19 protein-coding genes and 1 other RNA gene are annotated in these 23,715 nt (G+C 59.2%); 10 read left to right on the top strand and 10 right to left on the bottom strand.

Features of this window, described 5'->3' with window-relative positions:
• From smc to V0R60_RS07595, 6 genes are all read left to right on the top strand, one after another.
• On the top strand, positions 1-3,489 hold the full coding sequence (smc, locus tag V0R60_RS07570; protein WP_330079320.1) for a chromosome segregation protein SMC: 3,489 nt from the start codon (positions 1-3) through the stop codon (positions 3,487-3,489).
• A 203-nt stretch (positions 3,490-3,692) separates the two neighbouring features.
• Positions 3,693-4,568 (top strand): cell division protein ZipA, encoded by an 876-nt coding sequence (zipA, locus tag V0R60_RS07575; RefSeq protein ID WP_330079321.1) that lies wholly within the window; start codon positions 3,693-3,695, stop codon positions 4,566-4,568.
• A 127-nt stretch (positions 4,569-4,695) separates the two neighbouring features.
• A complete protein-coding gene (gene ligA / locus V0R60_RS07580) occupies positions 4,696-7,050 on the top strand; it encodes an NAD-dependent DNA ligase LigA (protein WP_330079322.1) in 2,355 nt (784 codons plus the stop codon).
• A 59-nt stretch (positions 7,051-7,109) separates the two neighbouring features.
• Positions 7,110-8,249 carry a zinc-binding metallopeptidase family protein gene (locus tag V0R60_RS07585; RefSeq protein WP_330079323.1) on the top strand — a complete coding sequence of 380 codons (1,140 nt, stop codon included), beginning with the start codon at positions 7,110-7,112 and terminating at the stop codon, positions 8,247-8,249.
• Between the two features lie 147 nt (positions 8,250-8,396).
• An RNA gene (gene ffs / locus V0R60_RS07590) (signal recognition particle sRNA small type) lies at positions 8,397-8,493 on the top strand.
• A gap of 273 nt (positions 8,494-8,766) precedes the next feature.
• Complete coding sequence (locus tag V0R60_RS07595; protein ID WP_330079324.1) at positions 8,767-9,849, top strand: type I restriction endonuclease; 1,083 nt, start codon at positions 8,767-8,769, stop codon at positions 9,847-9,849.
• 50 nt (positions 9,850-9,899) lie between these two features.
• Here V0R60_RS07595 and V0R60_RS07600 read toward each other — a convergent pair whose 3' ends face one another.
• Positions 9,900-10,331 carry a helix-turn-helix domain-containing protein gene (locus V0R60_RS07600; protein WP_330079325.1) on the bottom strand — a complete coding sequence of 144 codons (432 nt, stop codon included), beginning with the start codon at positions 10,329-10,331 and terminating at the stop codon, positions 9,900-9,902.
• Positions 10,332-10,412: 81 nt separating this feature from the next.
• Here V0R60_RS07600 and V0R60_RS07605 point away from each other — a divergent pair, with 81 nt between their 5' ends.
• A complete protein-coding gene (locus tag V0R60_RS07605) occupies positions 10,413-10,907 on the top strand; it encodes a DUF2938 domain-containing protein (RefSeq protein WP_330079326.1) in 495 nt (164 codons plus the stop codon).
• Positions 10,908-10,913: 6 nt separating this feature from the next.
• On the opposite strand, the gene V0R60_RS07610 is transcribed toward V0R60_RS07605, so the two are convergent.
• On the bottom strand, positions 10,914-11,675 hold the full coding sequence (locus V0R60_RS07610; RefSeq protein WP_330079327.1) for a substrate-binding periplasmic protein: 762 nt from the start codon (positions 11,673-11,675) through the stop codon (positions 10,914-10,916).
• Between the two features lie 129 nt (positions 11,676-11,804).
• Here V0R60_RS07610 and dnaX point away from each other — a divergent pair, with 129 nt between their 5' ends.
• The 3 genes from dnaX to recR all read left to right on the top strand — a co-directional run bounded on the left by dnaX (position 11,805) and on the right by recR (position 14,954).
• Positions 11,805-13,859, top strand: a complete 2,055-nt coding sequence (dnaX, locus tag V0R60_RS07615) for a DNA polymerase III subunit gamma/tau (protein WP_330079328.1) — start codon at positions 11,805-11,807, stop codon at positions 13,857-13,859.
• 69 nt (positions 13,860-13,928) lie between these two features.
• Positions 13,929-14,255, top strand: coding sequence for a YbaB/EbfC family nucleoid-associated protein (locus tag V0R60_RS07620; RefSeq protein ID WP_028945400.1), 327 nt, complete (start codon positions 13,929-13,931; stop codon positions 14,253-14,255).
• Between the two features lie 96 nt (positions 14,256-14,351).
• Positions 14,352-14,954, top strand: a complete 603-nt coding sequence (gene recR, locus V0R60_RS07625) for a recombination mediator RecR (RefSeq protein ID WP_136477434.1) — start codon at positions 14,352-14,354, stop codon at positions 14,952-14,954.
• A gap of 91 nt (positions 14,955-15,045) precedes the next feature.
• On the opposite strand, the gene V0R60_RS07630 is transcribed toward recR, so the two are convergent.
• The 8 genes from V0R60_RS07630 to ccoG all read right to left on the bottom strand — a co-directional run bounded on the left by V0R60_RS07630 (position 15,046) and on the right by ccoG (position 23,451).
• Complete coding sequence (locus V0R60_RS07630; protein ID WP_136477433.1) at positions 15,046-15,594, bottom strand: adenine phosphoribosyltransferase; 549 nt, start codon at positions 15,592-15,594, stop codon at positions 15,046-15,048.
• Between the two features lie 55 nt (positions 15,595-15,649).
• Positions 15,650-16,384, bottom strand: coding sequence for a Crp/Fnr family transcriptional regulator FnrA (gene fnrA, locus V0R60_RS07635; protein ID WP_136477432.1), 735 nt, complete (start codon positions 16,382-16,384; stop codon positions 15,650-15,652).
• A 179-nt stretch (positions 16,385-16,563) separates the two neighbouring features.
• Entirely contained in the window at positions 16,564-17,946 is a 1,383-nt protein-coding gene (gene hemN / locus V0R60_RS07640) for an oxygen-independent coproporphyrinogen III oxidase (RefSeq protein ID WP_136477431.1), read from the bottom strand.
• 105 nt (positions 17,947-18,051) lie between these two features.
• Positions 18,052-18,735 carry a sulfite exporter TauE/SafE family protein gene (locus V0R60_RS07645; protein WP_330079329.1) on the bottom strand — a complete coding sequence of 228 codons (684 nt, stop codon included), beginning with the start codon at positions 18,733-18,735 and terminating at the stop codon, positions 18,052-18,054.
• A complete protein-coding gene (ccoS, locus tag V0R60_RS07650) occupies positions 18,728-18,940 on the bottom strand; it encodes a cbb3-type cytochrome oxidase assembly protein CcoS (RefSeq protein WP_136477429.1) in 213 nt (70 codons plus the stop codon). The genes V0R60_RS07645 and ccoS overlap by 8 nt, the downstream gene beginning before the upstream one ends.
• 12 nt (positions 18,941-18,952) lie before the next feature.
• Positions 18,953-21,406, bottom strand: a complete 2,454-nt coding sequence (locus tag V0R60_RS07655; RefSeq protein WP_330079330.1) for a heavy metal translocating P-type ATPase — start codon at positions 21,404-21,406, stop codon at positions 18,953-18,955.
• A gap of 77 nt (positions 21,407-21,483) precedes the next feature.
• The gene (locus V0R60_RS07660; protein ID WP_330079331.1) at positions 21,484-22,023 is read right to left on the bottom strand and encodes a FixH family protein; all 540 of its coding nucleotides are present in this window, start codon (positions 22,021-22,023) and stop codon (positions 21,484-21,486) included.
• Positions 22,024-22,035: 12 nt separating this feature from the next.
• The gene (ccoG, locus tag V0R60_RS07665; RefSeq protein ID WP_136477426.1) at positions 22,036-23,451 is read right to left on the bottom strand and encodes a cytochrome c oxidase accessory protein CcoG; all 1,416 of its coding nucleotides are present in this window, start codon (positions 23,449-23,451) and stop codon (positions 22,036-22,038) included.
• Positions 23,452-23,715: the final 264 nt, after the last annotated feature.

The raw sequence follows: 23,715 nt of genomic DNA on the forward strand, positions 1-23,715 counted from the left end.
ATGCGCCTCAAGTGCATTCGCCTGGCCGGGTTCAAGTCGTTCGTCGACCCCACCACAGTCAACTTCCCCAGTAACATGGCGGCGGTCGTCGGGCCCAACGGCTGCGGCAAATCCAACATCATCGATGCGGTGCGCTGGGTGATGGGCGAAAGTTCGGCAAAAAACCTGCGCGGCGAGTCGATGACCGACGTCATCTTCAACGGCTCCACCAGTCGCAAGCCAGTGAGCCAGGCCAGCATCGAGCTGGTGTTCGACAATTCCGACAGCACCTTGGTCGGGGAGTATGCCGCTTACGCGGAAATTTCCATTCGCCGCAAAGTGACCCGCGACGCACAGAACACTTACTACCTGAACGGTACCAAATGTCGGCGCCGCGATATCACTGATATCTTCCTCGGCACCGGTCTGGGTCCGCGAAGCTACTCGATCATCGAGCAGGGGATGATCTCCAAGCTGATCGAAGCCAAGCCGGAAGACTTGCGCAATTTCATTGAAGAAGCAGCAGGGATTTCCAAGTACAAAGAACGCCGGCGCGAGACCGAAAGCCGTATCCGTCGCACCCATGAAAACCTCGAGCGTCTGACTGACCTGCGTGAAGAGCTGGAGCGTCAGCTTGAACGCTTGCATCGCCAGGCCCAGGCCGCCGAGAAGTACAAAGAGTACAAAGCCGAGGAGCGCCAACTCAAAGCGCAACTGGCCGCCTTGCGCTGGCAGGCCCTGGATCAACAGGTTGCTCAACGCGAAGTGGTGATCGGTGATCAGGAAGTGGCGTTCGAAGCTTTGGTGGCTGAGCAGCGCAATGCCGATGCCAATATCGAGCGCTTGCGTGATGGCCATCATGAGTTGTCCGAACGCTTCGGCCAGGTGCAGGGGCGCTTTTATTCGGTGGGTGGCGATATCGCCCGCGTCGAGCAAAGTATCCAGCATGGCCAGCAACGTTTGCGTCAATTGCAGGATGACTTCAAGGAGGCCGAGCGTTCGCGCCTGGAGACCGAGTCGCACCTGGGCCATGACCAGACGTTGCTGGCGACCTTGGGCGAAGAGCTTCAAATGCTCGAGCCCGAGCAGGAAATGACGTTGGCCGCCGCTGAAGAGTCGGCGGCTACTTTGGAAGAAGCCGAAACCACCATGCACGGCTGGCAGGAGCAGTGGGATAGCTTCAACACCCGTTCCGCCGAGCCACGCCGACAAGCCGAAGTGCAGCAGGCTCGCATCCAGCAACTCGAGCAAGTTCTCGAACGCCTGGCTGAGCGCCAGCGCAAATTGGCAGAAGAGCGTGACGTGCTCAGCGCCGATCCCGAAGATGCCGCCATTCTCGAACTGGGCGAGCAAGTCGCTGCCAGCGAGTTGGTGCTGGAAGACCTGCAACTGCAAGAGCAGCAGGTGATCGAGCAGTCTGAAACCTTACGTGAGCATCTGCAGCAGGCCACCCAGGCACAGCAGCAGGCGCAGGGCGAGTTGCAGCGCCTGGGCGGGCGCCTGGCCTCGCTGGAAGCCTTGCAGCAAGCTGCGTTAGACCCTGACGCCGGGACCGCACAATGGTTGCGTGAGCAAGGCCTGGAACAGCGCCCGCGCCTGGCCGAGGGGCTGCGTGTAGCGCCGGGCTGGGAGCTGGCAGTAGAAACTGTGCTGGGCGCCGATTTGCAGGCTGTGTTGGTCGATGACTTCAGTGGTCTTGATCTGGCAGCGTTCCGTCAGGGTGATCTGCGGTTGCTTGAAGCGAGCACCGACACTGCGCGCGCACCGGGTAGTTTGCTCGACAAGGTTGAAGGGCGGATCGATCTGGCACCCTGGCTGGGTCAGGTGTTGCCGGTGGAAAGCCTGGAGCAGGCCCTGGCTCGGCGCGGTAGCTTGAAAGACGGCCAGAGCCTGGTCAGCCGCGACGGCTATTGGCTTGGGCATCACTTTTTGCGGGTCTGCCGCGCCAGCGATGCCCAGGGTGGTGTGCTGGCCCGGGGGCAAGAGTTGGAGCGATTGGCACTTGAGCGTCTGGAACAGGAGGCGGCGCTGGAATTGCTGGATGTGCAACTTCAGACCAAGCGTGAACAACTGCAAGCACTTGAAGAACGTCGCGAGCAGCTGCGACGTAACACTCAGGGCGAAGCGCGTCAGCAGAGCGATCTCAATGCGCGCCTTAGCGCCGTAAAGGCGCGGGCCGAGCAGTTGAGCCTGCGGCGCCTGCGACTGGAAGAAGAACTTGCGGAAGTGCTCGAACAGCGAGCATTGGAAAGCGAAAACCTCGGTGAGTCGCGCTTGCAACTGCAGGATGCCCTGGAGCTGATGGCCCAGGACACCGAGCAGCGAGAGCTGCTCATGGCCCAGCGTGACAGCCTGCGCGAGCGTCTCGACCGGGTGCGCCAGGAGGCTCGCCAGCACAAGGATCACGCCCACCAGTTAGCCGTGCGCTTAGGGTCATTGCGAACCCAATACGACTCTACTCGTCAGGCCCTGGAGCGCCTGGAGCAGCAGTCGGAGCGCCTGGCGCAAAAGCGCGAGCAGCTCAGCTTGAATCTTGAGGAGGGCGAAGCGCCTCTGGAGGAATTGCGCCTCAAGCTCGAGGAACTGCTGGAAAAACGCATGAGCGTGGATGACGAAATGCGTTTGGCGCGCTTGCACATGGATGAGGCCGACCGTGAGCTGCGCGACGTGGAAAAGCGTCGAACCCAGGCCGAGCAGCAAGCGCAATTACTACGCGGTCAGTTGGAGCAGCACCGGCTTGAGTGGCAGGGCTTGAACGTACGGCGCAACACGCTTCAGGAACAGCTGCAGAGCGATGGTTATGACCTGCAAGGGGTGCTTGCGACCTTGAACGAAGCGGCTAGCGAACAAGAGGCCGAGCAGGAGTTGGAGCGCATCGATGCGCGCATCCAGCGTTTGGGTGCGATCAACCTGGCGGCCATTGATGAGTATCAGCAGCAGTCAGAGCGCAAGCGCTACCTCGATGCCCAGAATGATGACCTGGTCGAGGCTCTGGATACCCTGGAAAACGTTATTCGCAAGATCGACAAAGAAACCCGTAACCGCTTCAAAGATACCTTTGATCAGATAAATGCCGGATTACAGGCACTTTTCCCAAAAGTTTTCGGTGGTGGCAGCGCTTATCTGGAACTGACGGGCGAAGATCTACTCGATACAGGGGTGACAATTATGGCGCGGCCACCGGGCAAGAAGAACAGCACCATTCACCTGCTCTCCGGCGGGGAGAAAGCGCTGACTGCCCTGGCCCTGGTTTTTGCCATTTTCAAATTGAATCCGGCACCGTTCTGCATGCTCGATGAAGTCGATGCACCGCTGGACGATGCCAACGTCGGACGCTATGCCCGACTGGTCAAGGAAATGAGTGAGACGGTGCAGTTCATCTATATCACCCACAACAAGATCGCCATGGAGATGGCGGACCAGTTGATGGGGGTTACCATGCACGAGCCGGGTTGCTCTCGTCTCGTAGCTGTGGATGTGGAGGAGGCGATGGCTATGGTCGACGCCTGATTCGAGGCGATAAGGCCTGAACCTGAGGTAAATGGCCCTGTCAGTTGCGACAGACGGTGTAAAGTTATCTTTGGTCGTGCTAGCTTAATGTCACTTATTTTTTGCGTGGGTAAAACGCCTGTCAGAACATAGAGTTGGCGCCACGTTTTAAAGGGGTTTAAACCCTTTATTTTTCAGCATTTTTTACAGAGGCACAGGATTACATGGAAATCGGTCTGCGCGAGTGGCTGATCGTCATCGGCATAATTGTCATTGCCGGTATTCTTTTTGACGGCTGGCGCCGTATGCGCGGCGGCAAGGGCAAGCTGAAATTTCGCCTGGATCGCAGCTTTTCCAATGCGCCGGATGACGACAGCAGCGCCGAGGTAATCGGCTCGCCACGGGTATTGGACACCCATCAGGAGCCTGAGCTGGATGAGCACGATTTGCCGTCGATGAGTGCGGGGCGCGAGCGTGACACCAGCAGCAAGCCTAAAGCCTCCAAGCGCAAGCGTGGCAACGAACCGCATCAGGGCGACCTGAACCTGGCGGCTGAGCCGCGTGAGCGCGAGCCGGATCTGTTCGCTAGCGTCGACGATGACTTTCCCGATGAAACTCGCAGTACCGGGACTGCCTTTGGCACCAGTGAAGCGCGCGATCTGCCACCGGTTGAAGAGGTGCTGGTGATCAGTGTGATCTCCCGTGATGAAGGCGGCTTCAAAGGTCCGGCACTGCTGCAGAACATCCTGGAAAGCGGTTTGCGTTTCGGTGAAATGGATATTTTCCACCGTCACGAAAGCATGGCCGGTAATGGTGAAGTCCTGTTCTCGATGGCCAACGCCGTTAAGCCAGGCGTGTTCGACCTGGATGACATCGACCATTTCAGCACCCGCGCGGTAAGCTTTTTCCTGGGGCTGCCAGGCCCGCGTCATCCCAAGCAAGCCTTCGATGTCATGGTGGCTGCGGCGCGTAAGCTGGCCCACGAGCTCAATGGCGAGCTTAAAGATGATCAGCGCAGTGTAATGACTGCCCAGACCATCGAGCATTACCGTCAGCGCATTGTCGAGTTCGAGCGTCGCGCCCTGACCCAGAAACGCTAAGGCATCGCAGGGCAAGCCCACTCCTGTAGGTAGGAGCGGGCTTGCCCCGTGATAAGGCCCCGAAGGCCCGCCCCGAACACGCAAGAGCAGCCCAGGCTGCTCTTTTGCTTTGCAAGAGAATATGAAAATGACCGCCGAATCCCGAATCCTTGAACTGCGTGCCGAGCTCGACCAGCACAACCATCGCTACTATGTGCTTGATGAGCCCAGCGTTCCGGACGCCGAGTACGACCGTCTGTTCAATGAACTCAAGGCACTGGAGGCCGAGCACCCTGAGCTGGTAACGCCTGACTCGCCGACTCAGCGGGTCGGCGGTGCGGCATTGTCGGCATTCAGTCAGGTGCGCCACGAAGTACCGATGCTCAGCCTGGGCAACGCCTTCGAGGAGAACGACCTGCGTGAGTTCGACCGGCGCGTGGTCGAGGGTCTGGACCTGCCAGCAGGCGACCTGTTCGGTGATGCAGCGGCAGTGGACTACAGCTGTGAGCCCAAACTCGATGGCCTGGCTGTCAGTCTGCTGTATCGCGACGGGCAACTGGTGCAGGGCGCCACCCGAGGTGATGGCACCACGGGCGAAGACATCAGCGTCAATGTTCGTACCGTGCGCAACATTCCCCTGAAGCTACAAGGCGAGGGCTGGCCTGCCGTGCTGGAAGTGCGCGGTGAGGTGTACATGTCCAAGGCCGGGTTCGAGCGCCTGAACCTGGCGCAGATCGAGGCGGGCGCCAAGACCTTCGCCAACCCGCGCAACGCCGCGGCGGGCAGTTTGCGCCAGTTGGATTCGAAGATCACCGCCAGCCGCCCGCTGGAATTCTGCTGCTATGGCTTGGGCCAGGTTTCGGCGCCACTTGCTGATACACACATCGGTACCCTCGAGCAGCTCAAGGCCTGGGGCTTGCCGATCAGTCGCGAGCTGCGTCATGCCGCAGGCGTGGCCGAGTGCTTGGCGTACTACCGCGATATCGGTGCGCGTCGTAACGACCTGCCTTACGAGATCGATGGCGTCGTGTTCAAGGTCAACAGCCTGGCTTCCCAGCGCGAGTTGGGTTTTCGTGCCCGCGAACCGCGTTGGGCCATTGCCCACAAGTTCCCGGCAATGGAAGAGCTGACTGAAGTGCTGGATGTTGAATTCCAGGTAGGTCGCACCGGCGCGGTAACTCCGGTAGCTCGGCTGAAACCAGTGAAGGTGGCTGGTGTTACGGTCTCCAACGCGACATTGCACAACATGGACGAAGTGGCGCGCCTGGGCCTGATGATCGGCGACACGGTTATCATTCGCCGCGCGGGCGACGTGATCCCGCAGGTCATGCAGGTTGTGACCGATCGACGTCCGGACCATGCGCGTCCCGTGCACATACCCACGCAGTGCCCGGTATGTGGTTCCCAGGTTGAGCGCACCCAACTGATCAAACGCAGCAAAGGCAAGGAAACCGTCAGTGAGGGTGCGGTGTACCGTTGTGTGGGCCGCCTGGCCTGTGCCGCGCAACTCAAGCAGGCGATCATTCACTACGTTTCGCGACGGGCCATGGATATTGAGGGTCTTGGCGAAAAAAGCGTCGAACAACTGGTGGATGAAGGCCTGATTCGTTCTCCGGCAGACCTCTATCAGCTGACGTTCGAGCAGATTGTCGACCTGGAAGGATTTGCCGAACTGTCGAGCAAGAATCTGCTGGCAGCCATAGCCGCCAGCAAACAGCCTGGCCTGGCACGCTTCATCTATGCCCTCGGCATTCCTGATGTAGGCGAAGAGACAGCCAAGGTGCTAGCGCGCTCTCTGGGCTCGTTGCAGCGGGTTATGGCGGCATTGCCGCAGGTACTCACTTACTTGCCGGATATTGGCCTGGAAGTGGCGCATGAGATTCACAGCTTCTTTGAAGACGAGCACAACCGCACCGTCATTGCGCAATTGCTTGAGCGTGGACTGCAATTGCAGGATGAAGGCGAGTTGGCGGCGGAGTTCGCTGCAAGCACTACCCTGGCCGGCTTGATCGCCAAACTGGATATTCCTTCGGTAGGGCCGACGGGCGCCGAGAAGCTGGTGGCCAAGCTCGACAGCCTGGAGAAGATCATCGCTGCCGACGGTATCGACTTACGTCAGGCATTGGCTGCCAAGCAGGCGGAGGCAGTGCGCAATTATTTCCAGGTGCCGGCAAACGCGGCGCTGGCCTTGGCCATCGAAGCGCAGTTGCGTGACTTTGGCATGCATTGGACGAGTGAGAAAAAGGTTGCTGCCGGCTTGCCGCTGGCTGGTCAGACCTGGGTGTTGACTGGCTCGCTGGAGCGCATGAGCCGCGATATTGCCAAGGACAAGCTCGAAAGCCTGGGTGCCAAGGTGGCCGGTTCGGTGTCGGCCAAGACTCACTGTGTGGTCGCTGGGCCCGGTGCCGGCTCCAAGTTGGCCAAGGCCAACGAGCTGGGTCTGAAGGTGTTGGATGAAGATGCATTCGTGACCTTCCTGACCGAGCAGGGAATTGCTGTGTAAGCGTAGAAACTCGTGGCGGTACCTGTGGTCTAGTCCTGAGAGTAGCCAGGAGGGCCATCATGTACCGTTTTTTCGAGCAATTGAGCGGCAGGATCGCCGCCGTACTAGCCGGTCGTGAACAGCGCGCGGCAAGGGTTTGGCAATGCCGTTGCGGGCAGTCGGTATTTTTTCGCAACAGCCGTTGTCTGGCGTGTCAGGCCGCGTTGGGTTTTTGGCCGCCAGACCATCAGATCAGCAGCCTGTCGGCGGGTGCTGGTGAAGGCCTCTGGCTACTCGATGGTGCGCCTGAGGCGGGCGCTCAGCGCCGGTGTGCTAATCTCGATACCCCGGCGGCCTGCAATTGGCTACTGAGTGCTGATGAGCCGCACAGTTTGTGCCTGGCTTGTCGCTTGACTCAAACGCTTCCTGACCTGTCTATTGCCAACAACCCTGCGCGCTGGTGCAAGCTGGAGATGGCCAAGCGGCGCCTGGTCGCGCAACTGCTGGACCTGGGGCTTACAGTTACGCCGAAAAGCGCCATCCACACACAAGGCTTGGCGTTCGACTTCATTGGCGTCGACCTGGAGGGCAATGCGCCTACCACGGGTCACGCCGATGGGCTGATCACCCTGGATGTGCGTGAGGCCGACGATGACTGGCGCGAGCGGGTGCGGGTGCAGTTGCATGAACCCTATCGAACCTTGCTGGGCCATATGCGCCACGAAGTCGGCCACTACTACTGGGATCGCTTGATTGCCCAAGCAGACTGGTTGGAAGATTTTCGCGCCTTGTTCGGTGATGAGCGCCTGAACTACGCCGAGGCGCTTGAGCGTCATTATCAGCAAGGCGCGCCCGCAGATTGGGCGCAAGCCCATGTCAGCGCCTACGCAACCATGCACCCATGGGAAGACTGGGCGGAAACCTGGGCCCACTACCTGCACATGAGCGATGCTCTCGATACCGCCTTGGCCCTGGGCATGAACGCTAAAAGTCTGGACCTTGACTATCCACCGTTCCAGCATGAAGACCTGTATTGCCCAGACGACCCCAGCGCGGATCGCTTCCTGGCATTTCTCAATGCCTGGGTCGAACTCTCGGCGATGCTTAACGAACTGTCACGCAGCATGGGACAGGCGGATTTTTATCCCTTCGTGTTGAGCAAGCCGGTGGTGGCCAAGCTGCACTTTATCCACATGCGGATTGCTCGCCAGACGCCATGAGCGCGGTGTGAGGGTTGCCTCGCCACCCACGAAAACGAGCCAAGTCATTGAGTGGCGATGGTTTTTTTTGAATTAATGGTTGTATCTTCACTTGATGCCGGTACAATGGCGCGGCTCGTCGCCAGATGAGCTGCGTTATGGTGACCCCATCGGTCCCCCCGCAACGATTACCCGTGAACCTGGTCAGATCCGGAAGGAAGCAGCCACAGCGGGAACATTGTGTGCCGGGGTGTGGCTGGTGGGGTCGCCACCTATCTCTAAGTCCTTGGTTCTACAAGGATCTCTCGCTTAAGAAAACTCGAATTGGAACAGCGTCTGGGATCACCTAAGTGGTGCACTCTGCCTAGTATTCTAGTTTTCTCCGACCCTCTCTCCAATAGGCTTTTTCATCGGCTTGATCCTGGCATTGAGCGTCCCTCGCGCATCTGCTGATTGCCGGTGTTTGGCCTGGCGTGATTTGCAATTGCCAGTACTGCCGGCTGCTACTAGGATGTGGCATCTGAGCGAGGAGCGAGATATGGAATTCGTAGAGCGACTGAACGCGTTATCAGCCAAAATCCGCCAGCAAGGTCCAGCAATCCAGACGGAAGAGGCGACCAAGATCGCTTTTGTCATGCCCTTCATCAACTCCGTCCTGGGTTACGATGTCTTCGACCCTTCTGAGGTGACGCCAGAATACGTCTGCGATGTGGGGACGAAGAAGGGCGAGAAGATTGACTACGCCATCATGAAGAATGGCGAAATCCAGATTCTGATTGAGTGTAAGAAGATCGGAGAGCCGCTGCACATCAATCACGCCAGCCAGCTCTTCCGGTATTTCCACGTTACCAGTGCTCGCATCTCGATCCTCACTAACGGTCAGGTATACCGCTTCTTCACTGACCTCGATGCTCCCAACAAGATGGATGAGAAGCCCTTCTTGGAGTTGGACCTTCTGGACATCGATGAGCATGCTCTACCTGAGCTTCAGAAGCTGACCAAATCTGCATTCGACGTTGATTCGATCATCAGCGCTGCTGGCGAACTTAAGTACGTTGGGCAGATCAAGAAAGAGATGGCTACCCAGTTCAGTCAGCCCAGTGATGACTTTGTGAAGTTCTTCGCTACTCGTGTTTATGACGGGATCATTACGCAGAAGGTTCGGGAGCAATTTACTACCTTGACCCGGAAGGCAGCAATTCAGTTCCTGGGTGATCAAGTCAATGATCGCCTAAAGTCCGCAATGAGCGGGGCTGTTGAGCCCTCATATGCTATGGCTGCTGTCCAGCCTGCTGCGGAAAGCGAGTTGGCTGAGGACGCTGGGGAAGATCGAGTCCAAACGACACTTGATGAGTTGGAGGGCTTCCATATCGTCAAGGCGATAGTCAGGGCGGTTGTAGACGCCAAACGAATCTTTCATCGCGATACTCAAAGTTACTTCGGTGTTCTGCTTGATGACAACAACCGCAAGCCGATTTGCCGACTTCACTTCAATCGTAGTCAGAAGTACATAGGCATCTTCGATGCTGAGAAAAACGAGACACGCCATCCAATCGCGTCTTTGGATGATATCTACGGATTTGCAGAGCAGCTGAAGGGAACCATCTCGTTATACGAGTAGGCACTTATTGCTCGCACTCAAGACTCTAAATCTAGGGTGCGAGCCCCTTCTTAGCCGCCTGTACTTCCCTGACCACTGATATTGGATTTCAGCTTCGCGTTAGGCAACGCGCCTGCGGCTGACACCTTTAACAAGCGCTGAAACGTCGGGCAGTTCAAATGATCCTCTTGCGGACATTGAGCTGCATGGCGCAGGCCTTTGCTCATCGCTTGCAGACGTCTAGCGCTGGCTTCGAGTTCTTCGGCCTTTGCCACCAGCATCTGTCGATCGACGCGCAGGTGGATCAGCATGCTGCTCACTTCGTCCAGGGAAAAGCCGGACGCCTGCCCCAGTGAAATCAACGCCAGGCGCTCGATGACATCGGCGGCGAATTGGCGTCGCTGACCCGGGGCTGCCAGTGAGGTGATCAGCCCTTTTTTCTCGTAATAACGCAATGTCGAAGCGGGAACTCCGGTGCGTTTGGCGACGTCGGCAATGTCCATGTCTGACCCTTGACTTGAAGTTGACTTCAACTTCTATGCTGCGTGGCAGGTTTCATGACGTCAATAGCGCGAGGGTTTCACATGCCTATCTCCACTTTTGTTATCGCAAGCTTAGTGATCGGTGCCGGGGCCACGCTGCTCATCGATCTCTGGGCGATGGTGCTTAGGCGTCTTGGGGTGCCTACGCTTAATTTCGCCATGGTAGGGCGTTGGGCGGGGCATCTGCTGCAAGGTAGATTGCGTCATGTTGCCATTGCCAAGGCCCAGCCGGTTCGTGCCGAGCTTATGTGGGGCTGGATCATCCACTACGCCATCGGTGTGCTGTTCGCTGCCTTGTTGCTGGCAGCTTGTGGTAGCGATTGGTTGCAGTCGCCGCTGCTGTGGCCCGCCCTGGTCGTGGGTGTGGGTTCGGTGGTGGCGCCACTGTGCATCATGCAGCCGGCGATGGGGGCAGGGTTCGCGGCCTCGAAAACACCGACGCCGTTGTGCAATTGTCTGCGCAGTCTGGTAACGCACACGATATTTGGCCTGGGCTTGTACCTGTCGGGATTGGGGTTTTCTGTGTTTGCGGCGTGAGCTGCGTCAGTTGGGGGGTAGGGGCGAGGTGGGCTGGCTGCCGTAGCGCTGGAAAATTCGCTCGATTTCTCCCGACTGCTTCATTTGCGCCAATGCCCGCAGCACGGTTTGTGTAGGGACAGGCGGGGCGTTGAGTACCATGCACCCCAATTGTTGCTCTTCCAGTACCGCCAAGCCTTTCAGGCGCTGCTCGGCGGGGAGTTGTCGATTGAACCAGTCCAGGCTCAGCTGGCTGCTCACCGCGTAGCTGTAGCGACCGGCCTGGAGCTTCTGCAGCACTTGCAGCTGGTTGCGCGCATCATCGCGCTCGAAGTGGCCATTATCGAATTGTGGCTGCAGCACAGGATATTTGAAGCCAAGTACGGTGCCGATAGCCTGCCGAGGCATTTGTGCCAGGTTTGTGGGCACCGTTTTTGGGTTCAGGGTAACCAGGAGGTCGCGCTGTTTGAACAGTGGCTGGCTCCAGCTGTAGTTGTTGTGTGCATCGTCGGCCCAGGCCGGCATGACAAAGCAGCGCACGTCTACGCTGCCACGCTCCATGGCCATTGGCAGGCGCAAGCGGGGGATCACCACAAACTCGGCGCGATGTCCGGTGTGCACGGCCAACGCATTCATCATGTCAAACATGATGCCGTCGACCGGTTGGTTGTTCTCGATGTGGACCAACGGCATGGTCCAGCTATCGGCAACGGCAAAGCGCATAGGCGGTAGCTCATTTGCCGTAAGCTGGCCGATGTACAGTATCAACAGGTTTAAAACCCAGCGCATCCACTTCTCCCTGTGTCGCCTCAGCATCCCGGCGAACAAAGCTTATACGTTAGGCCGCATAGCGGATGCAATTTCAGGGCTGCTCCGCTAGGATTAGCGGTCTTTGATCTAGCTATTTGACGGTTTTCGATGAGTTATCAGGTTCTTGCACGTAAATGGCGTCCGCGCTCGTTCCGCGAAATGGTCGGCCAGACCCATGTGCTCAAGGCCTTGATCAACGCGCTGGACAACCAGCGCCTGCACCACGCCTACCTGTTTACCGGTACCCGCGGCGTGGGCAAGACCACGATTGCGCGAATTATCGCCAAGTGCTTGAACTGTGAAACCGGGATCACGTCCACGCCGTGTGGTACCTGTTCGGTATGCCGGGAGATCGATGAGGGGCGCTTTGTCGATCTGATCGAGATCGACGCCGCCAGCCGTACCAAGGTCGAGGATACCCGCGAGCTGCTTGATAACGTGCAGTACGCACCGAGCCGTGGTCGCTTCAAGGTCTACCTGATCGACGAAGTGCACATGCTTTCCAGCCACTCGTTCAACGCCTTGCTCAAGACCTTGGAAGAGCCGCCGCCTTACGTCAAGTTCATTCTCGCCACCACTGATCCGCAGAAGCTGCCGGCAACCATTCTTTCTCGCTGCCTGCAGTTTTCGCTGAAGAACATGACGCCGGAGCGGGTGGTTGAGCACTTGAGTCATGTGCTGGGCGCCGAAAACGTTCCTTTCGAAGATGATGCGTTGTGGTTGCTGGGCCGTGCGGCTGATGGCTCGATGCGAGATGCCATGAGCCTTACCGATCAGGCTATTGCTTTCGGCGAAGGCAAAGTATTGGCCGCCGATGTGCGGGCCATGCTCGGTACGCTCGATCATGGGCAGGTCTATGGCGTGCTGCAGGCGCTGCTCGAAGGTGATGCGCGTGCTTTGCTTGAAGCGGTGCGTCATCTGGCCGAGCAGGGGCCGGATTGGAGCGGTGTGCTGGCCGAGATGCTCAATGTGCTGCATCGCGTCGCCATTGCCCAGGCGCTACCTGAGGCGGTCGATAACGGCCAGGGCGATCGTGACCGAGTACTGGCCCTGGCGCAGGCGCTGCCCGCCGAAGATGTTCAGTTCTACTATCAAATGGGGCTGATCGGTCGCCGGGACCTGCCATTGGCGCCCGAACCGCGCAGTGGCTTCGAAATGGTCCTGTTGCGCATGTTGGCGTTCCGTCCAGCCGATACCGATGATGCGCCGACTCCGGTGCTAAAGCCGGTGGGGATCAGCCAGGCCACAGCTGATTCGGCAACAGCGGTGGCAGCACCTGGCGTCGTTGCGCCTGCGGTGACGCCTATAGCGGTTGTCGAAGCTGCTCCTATCGTTGCGCAGCCGTTACCGGTTGCGGAGCCTGTACCCGAGCCCGAGCCCGAGCCCGAGCCCGAGCCCGCTGCGGTCGACACCGAGGAAGCGGCGCCTGAGCCGGTGATCGATCTGCCCTGGAACGATGCTGTGCCGGTCGAGCCCGACGCTGCGGCTGAGCCGATAATCGAAACCCCACAGCCGGAGCCCGTACCGGCGCCAGCACAGCCTGCTGCTCGCCAGGATGAGCCGCCTCTCAACGACCACATCGGCTATAGCCCGGCAGGTATGGATCGGGACGACGAGCCGCCGCTGGATGAAGATTACTACGAGCCGGAGATGGATCCGGCAAGTTACAGCTACCTGGACGAGCTGGCCATCGAGCATGTCCATGAGGACACCTCGGCCGTTGCCCCCGAACCGTTGCCGGCAGCCATGCCGGCCACTGGCCTGGCGTTGCAATGGCTGGAATTATTCCCGCAGTTGCCGATTTCCGGGATGACCGGCAGTATCGCCGCCAACTGTACGTTGATCGCCGCCGAAGGCGATGATTGGCTGCTGCACCTGGACCCGGCCCACAGTGCCCTGTTCAACGCTACCCAGCAGCGCCGCTTGAACGACGCCTTGAACCAGCATTTCGGGCGTGCGCTGAAGCTGTCTATCGAATTGATCCGCCCGGAGCAGGAAACCCCCGCTCAGGCGGCGGCGCGCAAGCGTGCAGAGCGCCAGGGAGAAGCCGAGGCGTCGATTGACGCCGATCCGCTCATCCAGCAGATGATCAAGCAGTTTGGTGCAATGGTTCGACACGATACCATTGAACCTGTAGACGCCCCGGTAACCCAGGGCGAATGACCGAATGACACAAGCGGCCCGGGTCGAGCCCGCGCCGCATCCCGTAAGTCTAAATTTGAGGTGATCCCCATGATGAAAGGTGGCATGGCCGGCCTGATGAAGCAGGCTCAGCAAATGCAGGAAAAAATGGCCAAGATGCAGGAAGAACTGGCCAATGCCGAAGTGACCGGCCAATCGGGCGCTGGCCTGGTGAGTGTGGTGATGACCGGTCGTCACGACGTCAAGCGCATCAGCCTGGATGACAGCCTGATGCAAGAAGACAAAGAAGTCCTGGAAGACCTGATCGCTGCCGCCGTCAACGACGCCGTGCGCAAGGTCGAGCAGAACAGCCAGGAAAAAATGGGCGGCATGACTGCTGGCATGCAGTTGCCACCTGGCTTCAAGATGCCATTCTGAGTCGATACTTGTAGTACCTTCGGTGGGAGCGCGACTGTAGGGTCGTTGCTCCCATCGTCGTTTTTCCCGCTTTTTTGAAATTTCAGGCTAACCACCATGAGCTTCAGCCCACTGATTCGCCAATTGATCGATGCCTTGCGCACCTTGCCCGGTGTCGGCCAGAAAACCGCTCAGCGCATGGCTCTGCAATTGCTTGAGCGCGACCGCAGCGGCGGTCTGCGCCTGGCTCAGGCGCTGAGCCAGGCCATGGAAGGGGTTGGCCATTGTCGTCAATGCCGAACCCTGACCGAGCAAGAGCTGTGCCCGCAATGTGCTGATCCGCGCCGTGACGATACGCTGCTGTGCGTGGTTGAGGGGCCGATGGATGTCTATGCGGTAGAGCAGACCGGCTATCGCGGTCGTTACTTTGTGCTCAAGGGGCACTTGTCACCGCTAGATGGCCTGGGGCCCGAGGCCATCGGCATTCCGCAGTTGATGGCGCGAATCGAGCAGCAAAGCGCCTTTACTGAGGTCATCCTGGCCACCAACCCGACGGTGGAAGGCGAGGCGACTGCTCATTACATCGCCCAGTTGCTGGCCGACAAGGGGCTTGTGGCTTCGCGTATTGCCCACGGCGTGCCATTGGGTGGCGAGCTGGAATTGGTGGATGGCGGTACGCTGGCGCATTCATTTGCCGGGCGTAAGCCGATTTCGTTGTGAGCTGCAGTTATTGAATGTGGGTCAAGCCCGCTCCCTCTGCCGGTGGTCCAAGCGATGGGAGCGAGCTTGCCTGACGATGCGCTCTAAAGGATTACCGCTCGCTCAGCGAGAATTCGGTCAGGCAGAAGGTCGGTACGCCGGCAGCGTTCAGGCGCTGGGAGCCTTCCAGTTCGGGCAGGTCAATAATTGCCGCCGCCTCGAACACTTGTGCACCCATGCGGCGCACCAGGTTGGTGGCTGCCAGCAAGGTACCGCCAGTGGCGATCAAGTCGTCGAAAACCAGCACCGAGTCACCTTCGCACAAGCTGTCTGCATGCACTTCCAGGAATGCTTCGCCGTATTCGGTCTGGTAGCCTTCGGCAAGGACATCGGCCGGCAGCTTGCCCTGTTTGCGGAACAGAATCAGTGGCTTGTTCAGTTGGTGGGCAATGATCGAACCGATCAGAAAACCGCGCGCATCCATGGCCCCGATATGGCTGAATTCAGCCTCGACATAACGTTCGATGAAGGCGTCAGCCACATGACGCAGGCCCCGTGGCGACTGGAACAGCGGGGTGATGTCTCGGAAGATTACACCGGCTTTCGGAAAGTCGGGAACCGGGCGGATAAGGGCTTTGAGGTCGAAAGTGTCGCTGTGCATGGGGGCGGGTGTCCTGAGAAACGAATACCCGCCAGTATACCTTTATCCTGCGGGCTCAGCTCTCTATAGCGCCGCCGGCCAGCGCACACAGCTGGATCGGATCAAGAATGTGGATTTCCTTGCCTTCGGCGGCGATCAGGCCGTTTTGCTGGAAACGGGTGAAAACGCGTGAAACCGTTTCCACGGCCAGGCCCAGGTAGTTGCCGATTTCGTTGCGCGACATGCTCAGGCGGAACTGGTTGGCCGAATACCCACGCGCACGGAAGCGTGCGGACAGGTTGACCAGGAACGTCGCGATGCGCTCGTCCGCGGTTTTCTTCGACAACAGCAGCATCATTTGCTGGTCATCGCGAATTTCGCGGCTCATCACCCGCATCAGCTGACGACGCAGTTGTGGTAGTTGCACCGACAGTTCGTCGAGGCGTTCGAAGGGAATTTCACAGACCGAAGTGGTTTCCTGGGCCTGGGCCGACACCGGGTAGGCTTCGGTGTCCATGCCGGACAGGCCGACCAGCTCGCTTGGCAGGTGAAAACCGGTGATTTGTTCTTCACCGCTGTCACTGAGGCTGAAGGTTTTCAGGGCGCCGGAACGCACTGCATAGACCGAAGCGAAATTGTCACCCTGGCGGAACAGAAACTCGCCTTTTTTCAGCGGACGCCCGCGTTTGACGATTTCATCCAGTGCGTCCATATCTTCCATGTTCAATGACAATGGCAGGCATAGAGGCGCCAGGCTGCAATCCTTGCAATGGGCCTGGTTATGAGGGCGCAGTTTGACTGGCTCGGACATTTCTTCATTCCTTGGTGTAAAGCACACATAAGCCGTAAGGGTAACTCAGGGCATGGGGTTTCGGCCAGCCCGCGCCTGGGTAAGGTGGGCTGGTTGAGGTGCGGCTTATCGTCCGACCTCACTCGGAACAATAGTGTGCTTAACAAGTATTACTGTAAACAGTACCCGCATTTGAACCGTCAGATCACCCGGGAAAAACGCTGTTGGTTGTGCATGCCGAGGTAGGCGTCAAACACCATACACACCGAGCGTACGAGCAGGCGCCCGGCCGGACGTACCTCGATGCGCTGGTTGCTGAGGCTGATCAAGCCATCGTTGTGCATGGCTTGCAGCGCGGGCCATTGGTCTTTGAAGTAACCGCGAAAATCGATAGTGAATTGCTGTTCGATGGTTTCGAAGTCCAACTCGAAATGGCAGATCAACTGTTGGATCACTGCGCGGCGCACGCGATCATCGCTCGTGCAGAGCAGCCCACGACTGGTGGCCAGCTGAGCCGTCGACAGTGTGTCCTGATAATTATTCAGGTCGCTGGTGTTCTGGCAGTACAGCTCGCCGATCTGGCTGATGGCAGACACGCCAAGGCCGATCAGGTCGCAGTGACCGTGGGTGGTGTAACCCTGGAAGTTGCGCTGAAGGGTCGATTCTTCCTGGGCGATGGCCAGTTCGTCATCAGGTAGTGCGAAGTGGTCCATGCCGATGTAGCGGTAACCTGCTGCTGTCAGCTGCTCGATGGTGTTGTGCAGCATCTCAAGCTTAGTGGCAGGGCTTGGCAAGTCGTTGCTGTCGATGCGCCGCTGGGGCATGAAGCGTTCCGGCAAGTGCGCATAGTTGAACACCGATAGCCTGTCCGGTTGCAATTTGATGATTTCATCGACGGTGCGCGCGAAACCTTCCGGCGTCTGTTTGGGTAGGCCATAGATCAGGTCGATATTGATCGAGCGAAATTGCAGCGTCCGTGCAGCCTCGATGATCGCGCGCGTCTGTTCCAGGCTTTGCAAGCGATTGATGGCGCGCTGTACCGCGGGATCCAGGTCCTGGACGCCAAGGCTGACACGATTGAAGCCCAACTCTCGCAACAGACCCATGGTTGGCCAGTCGGCCTCTCGCGGGTCGATCTCGATGCCATAGTCACCGGAGTCGTCGTCCAGCAGGTTGAAATGCTGGCGCAAGTGAGCCATCAGTTGACGTAATTCAACGTGGCTTAGAAAAGTTGGAGTACCGCCACCAAAATGCAGCTGTTCGACAGTCTGCTTGGGGTCCAGGTGGCAGGCGATCAGCTGGATTTCCTGCTCCAGGCGCTGCAGATAAGGCTGGGCGCGAGCGCGATCCTTGGTGATGACTTTGTTGCAGGCACAGTAGTAGCAAATATTGGCGCAGAATGGCACATGCACATACAGCGACAACGGGCGTACCGCACGGCGGCTGTCTCGCAGAGCGTGCAGCAAATCGAAGGAACCGACTTCGCTGTGCAGTTGCACTGCGGTCGGATACGAGGTGTAGCGTGGACCGGACAGGTCGTAGCGACGGATCAGGTCGGAGTCCCAACGGAGTGCGTCGAGCATGTGGGCAATCCCCAGAATAGGCAGCAATGGGCGAAGTCTAGGGGGTGGTGAATATGCCGTCTTGATTTGCATCAACGGCGTTTTTGTTTGCATCTGGCAGGTGTGTCAGTGGCCCATCAGCCAATGTTGGTGCGGGCCGGGAAGGGTCCAGAGGCCAAACAGAATCACCAGCAAGCCTCCAGCGACACGCACACCACGTTTGCGCAGCAAGGCATTGGTGCGTTCGGCGGCAAGGCCTGTGGCAAGCAACACCGGCCAGGTGCCAAGACCAAAGGCCAGCATCAACAGGGCACTGTTGCCGGCATTGCCCTGACTCGCTGCCCATAGCAGCGTGCTGTAGACCAGGCCGCAGGGCAGCCAGCCCCACAGGGCGCCAAGTAGCAGGGCGCGGGGCAGGCTGGAAACCGGTAGCAGCCGGTTGGCCACGGGCTGAATATGTCGCCACAGGCCGCGTCCCAGGCTTTCAATACGGGTTAGACCGCTCCACCAGCCGGCCAGGTACAAACCCATGCTGATCAGCAGTAGTGCCGCTACCACGCGCATGGCAACGGCAACCGGACTGTTGGCTACGGCCCAACCGGCCAGCCCGAGCAACAGGCCGGCCAGGGCGTAGCTCAAGATGCGGCCGAGGTTATAGGCCAGCAGCAAGCGAAAGCGGCGGCTGCGCTGTTCCTTGGGAATGGCCAGGGTCAGGGCGCCCATCAAGCCACCGCACATACCCAGGCAGTGTCCGCCACCCAACAGACCGAGAATCAATGCCGAGCTGAGCAACGGGAGCAGATCAAGCACGAGGAGGCGCGCCGTCTTCGGGTTTCTTGCCGTCGGCTTGGTCCATGGCAGCGGTGTGCTGCGGGTCTTGGTCGTCGAACAGAATGCTGTGCGCCGGGCCGTCGAGGTCGTCGTACTGGCCGCTGTCCACTGCCCAGAAGAAGATGAACACAGCAATGGCGACGATCAGCAGCGCGGCCGGAATCATTACATATAACGCGGGCATGGAGGCTCCTGATCAGGCCGTGGCCGGGTGTGAGTCGCGGGCCGCTGCGTCGGCGGCTACGGGATCGCTGATACGGGTAAGGCGCAGCGCGTTGAGTACTACGATCAGCGAGCTGACCGACATGCCCACGGCCGCCCATATCGGTGTGATCCAACCCAGGGCTGCAAAGGGCAACATCAGGCCATTATACAGCGCTGCCCAGAGCAGGTTCTCGATAATGATCCGGCGTGTGCGACGCGCCAGGCTGAAGGCCTGGACCAGCGCGTCGAGGCGGTTGGACAACAGTACTGCGTCGGCGCTGGTCTTGGCCAGGTCGGTGGCCGAGCCCATGGCGATACTGATATCCGCGGCAGCAAGCACTGGCACATCGTTGACGCCGTCGCCGAGCATCAGCACTTTGCGTCCCTGTTGTTGCAGGGATTTGAGCTTTTCCAGCTTGTCATCAGGGCGCAGGCCACCGATGGCCTCGTCGATCTGTAGTTCGGCAGCGACGCTTTGCACCATCGGCGAACTGTCGCCAGACAGCAACAAGGTTTGCCAGCCACGGGCGCGACACGCTGCGAGCAGATCGGCGGCATCGCTGCGCAGGCGGTCATCAAGCACTAGCCAGGCCAACGGGCCTTGGCTGTTGCCGAGGAGCAACCATTGCCCTGGCTCTGCTGGCATCGGCGGAACCGGGGCTGCGCTCAGGGCGCAGACGAACCCGGGTTCGCCGATGCGCAGGCGTTGGCCTTGTACCAACCCTTCGAGCCCCAGGCCAGGCTCGGCCTGCACCTCTTCGGCGGCCACGCTGGCACGGCCGAAGGCGCGAGCAATCGGGTGCTCGGAGCGATTCTCCAGCGCCGCGGCGAGCATCAGGCACTGATCGGCATCGCTGCTGGCCAGCGGGCGAATGGCGCGCAAGGTCAAACGACCTTCGGTAAGGGTGCCGGTCTTGTCGAAGATCACCGTGTCGATCTGGTTCAGGCCTTCAAGCACATGACCGCGGGTGAGCAGGAGGCCGAGCTTGTGCAGCGTGCCGGTAGCGGCGGTCAGTGCAGTCGGGGTGGCCAAGGACAGGGCACAGGGGCAGGTGGCGACCAGCATGGCCAGGACAATCCAGAATGCGCGCGATGGGTCTAGCTCCCACCACAGCAGGCCGATGACGGCAGATGCAACCAGGGAGAACAGCAGGAACCACTGTGAGGCGCGGTCGGCGATTTCTGCCAGACGCGGCTTTTCCGACTGCGCGCGCTCCAGCAAGCGGACGATGGCGGACAGGCGCGTATCCTGGCCCAGGGCCAGGACTTCGACGGTTAGTGCGCTTTCGACGTTGAGGGTGCCGGCTGTGACAGCGTCGCCCGGTTGGCGGGGCTGCGGCAGATATTCACCGGTCAGCAGCGATTCATCGACACTGGATTGGCCACTGACGATCCGCCCGTCGGCGGGAATCACGTGGCCGGGTTGAATCAGGACACTGTCACCCAGTTGCAGTTCTCGAAGCAGGATTCGTTCGCTCTGGCCCGCTGCGCCCAGACGCAGGCACGAGGCCGGCAGCAGGTTGACCAGTTGCGCCGTGGCCGCGGCGGTACGCTCACGTGCGCGGCGTTCCAAATAGCGACCTGCCAGGAGGAACAGGGCGAACATGCCCACCGCATCGAAGTACAGTTCGCCGCTGCCGGTGATTGCGGTCCAGATACCCGCACCATAGGCAAGGCCGATGGCCAGAGATACCGAGACATCCATGGTCAGGTGGCGCGTGCGCAAGTCGCGGGCGGCGCCTCGGAAGAAGGGCGCGCAGCTATAGAAAACGATTGGAGTGGTAAGGAACAGCGCGACCCAACGCAGGATGGTGTGTAGTTCCGGGCTAAGGTCGATGTTGAATTCAGGCCATGTGGCCATGGTTGCCATCATGGCCTGAAACCATAACAGGCCGGCCACGCCGAGTTGGCGCAAGGCTGTGCGGTTTTCATTGGCCAGTTGTTCAGCTGCGCGGTCGGCCTGATAGGGGTGGGCCGCGTAACCGATGTGGCGCAACTGTGCCAGTAACGTGGACAGCGGCAGTTGGCTGTCGGCCCAGTTCACGTGAAGGCGGTGGTTGGACAGGTTAAGCCGAGCTTCGGCGACCCCAGGCAGGCTGCGCAGGTGCTTTTCGATCAGCCAGCCGCACGCGGCGCAACTTATGCCCTCGATCAGTAAAGTGGTTTCGGCCAGTTCACCGCTGTGGCGAACGAAGGGCTTCTGCACGTCAGCTCGGTCATACAGGGCCAGTTCGTCGACCAGTTGCTGGGGCAGCGCTTCGGGGTTGGCGCTGGCTTCACTGCGGTGCTGGTAATAGCTCTCCAGATTGCCAGCGACAATGGCTTCGGCCACGGCCTGGCAGCCGGGGCAGCAAAATTCGCGGACCTGGCCGAGTACCACGGCGGTGAAGTGGCTGCCGGCGGGAACGGGCAGGGCGCAGTGGTAGCACGGCGTGGGGCTGGTCATGGCAATCTATCGCAAGGTCTTGGGTGACTCTGATCGCGGGGCTGTTGGGGCGGGCGTGCGCCGCGATCAGGGACGACTTATTTTTCGAGGTGTTCAGCCCCTTGCAGCGCTTCGTCGCCCAACTGCAGGGTTTTGTCGTGGCCGACCTGTTCTTCTTCGAACAGACGCCATACATGTTCATCCTGGCTGCCGAGCAGTTCGACGAAACGACGACCTTCTACTTTGTCGTTGAGTTGGCCAATGTAGCGTCCGGCTTCGCTTTCGCTTTGAGTCAGGACAATTTTCCGGTCCTTTTCCGGCTGGGTGGGCGAGATCAGATTCAGCTCAAGGGTTTTCGGCAGGCTGTCGCCAGTGAGGCGCAACTCGACTTCGCCGGTCAACTCATCAAGGTGCACGCTCGCCTTGAGGTTCAGGGTCTGGGCCAGCAGTTCGCGGTCCAGCGCGCGGTTGATGCCTTTGCCTGCCTCGTAGTAGTTGTCGTTGACCAGGTTGTCCGGGTTGTTCACCGCGATCGTCACCATGGTCAGGCTGAGGGTCACCGAGGTGGCCAGCACCCCGATGATGATCCACGGCCATAGATGCTTGTACCAAGGGCTTGCGGCGGTAGCAGAAGGCATAAAGGCAGTCTCTTATCTAATTTGTGGGCCAATGAATCGGCTCTTGGCTTCAACCTGGGTGGCGCTGTCGTCAGCGTCCCTGAGGATGAAAGTAACTTCGTTGGTGCTGGATGGCAGTTTTTCCGGGGCCATCGACAGTTGTACCGGCAAGCTGACAATGTCGCCGGCCGCTACGCGGATTTCCTTCGCACCATCGAGCTTGAGATCCGGAAGACCGGCAGCTTCAAGCACATACACATGATCTTGCTGGTCTTTGTTCATCACTTTCAGGCTGTAGACGTTTTCGATCCAGCCCTGGGCATTTTCGCGGTACAGGACGCGGTCTTTACTGACGTCGAAGCCTACCAGCGAGCGCATGATGAAGGCACTGGAAAGCAGGCCGATCATGGCCAGCAAGACCAGCGCGTAACCGATCAGGCGAGGGCGCAGCATATGGGTTTTCTGCCCGGAAAGGTTGTGCTCGGTGGTGTAGCTGATCAAACCTTTGGGGTAGTTCATCTTGTCCATGATGGTGTCGCAGGCATCGATGCAAGCGGCGCAGCCAATGCATTCGATCTGCAAGCCGTCGCGAATGTCGATGCCGGTCGGACAAACCTGGACACACATGGTGCAGTCGATGCAATCACCCAGGCCCTTGGCCTTGTAGTCGATGTCCTTTTTGCGCGGACCACGGGTTTCACCGCGGCGAGGGTCGTAGGAAACAATCAGGGTGTCCTTGTCGAACATCACACTCTGGAAGCGCGCATAAGGGCACATGTAGATGCACACCTGTTCGCGTAGCCAGCCGGCATTGCCGTAGGTGGCCAAGGTAAAGAAGCCGACCCAGAAATACGCCCAACCATCGGCCTGGCCGGTAAAGAACTCCACCACCAGTTCGCGAATCGGTGAGAAGTAGCCGACGAAGGTCATACCGGTCACAAAGCCGATCAGCAGCCATAGGCTGTGCTTGGCCAGCTTGCGCAGGAATTTATTGCCGCTCATGGGTGCTTTGTCGAGCTTCATGCGCTGGTTGCGGTCACCTTCAGTGACCTTTTCGCACCACATGAAAATCCACGTCCAGACACTTTGCGGGCAGGTATAACCGCACCAGACACGACCGGCGAATACGGTGATAAAAAACAGACCGAAGGCTGCAACGATCAACAAGCCGGAAAGCAGGATGAAGTCCTGGGGCCAAATGGTTGCGCCAAAGATGTAGAACTTCCGCTCTGGGAGGTTCCACCAGACTGCCTGGTGCTCACCCCAATTCAGCCACACCGTGCCGAAATACAGGAGGAACAGGACGGCGCCGCCGACCATGCGCAGGTTACGGAAAATACCGGTAAAGGCCCGGGTATAGATTTTTTCCCGAGCGGCGTAGAGATCGACGCTGTTCTTGTCTTTATTGGCAGGCGGGGTGACATCATGTACTGGAATCTGCTTGCTCATCATTGAGTCCCACGGCAGTGGAATTACGCCGCGATCAGTGCGTGCCGACCGCAGTCAGAAGTTTATGCTGCTCTAGACCGGATGATACGCCTGTAGTGGCAGTATGGGGCATGGCTGCGACCTTTAGCCGCGTTGGGTTTGCCTGATGTTTAGTGTAGTGGGTGTGTCAATTGATCTGGGTCAAGCCCACGGCGCGCGGGCTTACGACCGCCTCAGTTGCTATAAAAAAAGCCCCGCCGTTTGCACGTGCAGGGCTTCGGGCTT

The sequence above is a fragment of the Pseudomonas auratipiscis genome (genome assembly GCF_036324085.1).
Classification (GTDB): domain Bacteria; phylum Pseudomonadota; class Gammaproteobacteria; order Pseudomonadales; family Pseudomonadaceae; genus Aquipseudomonas; species Aquipseudomonas auratipiscis.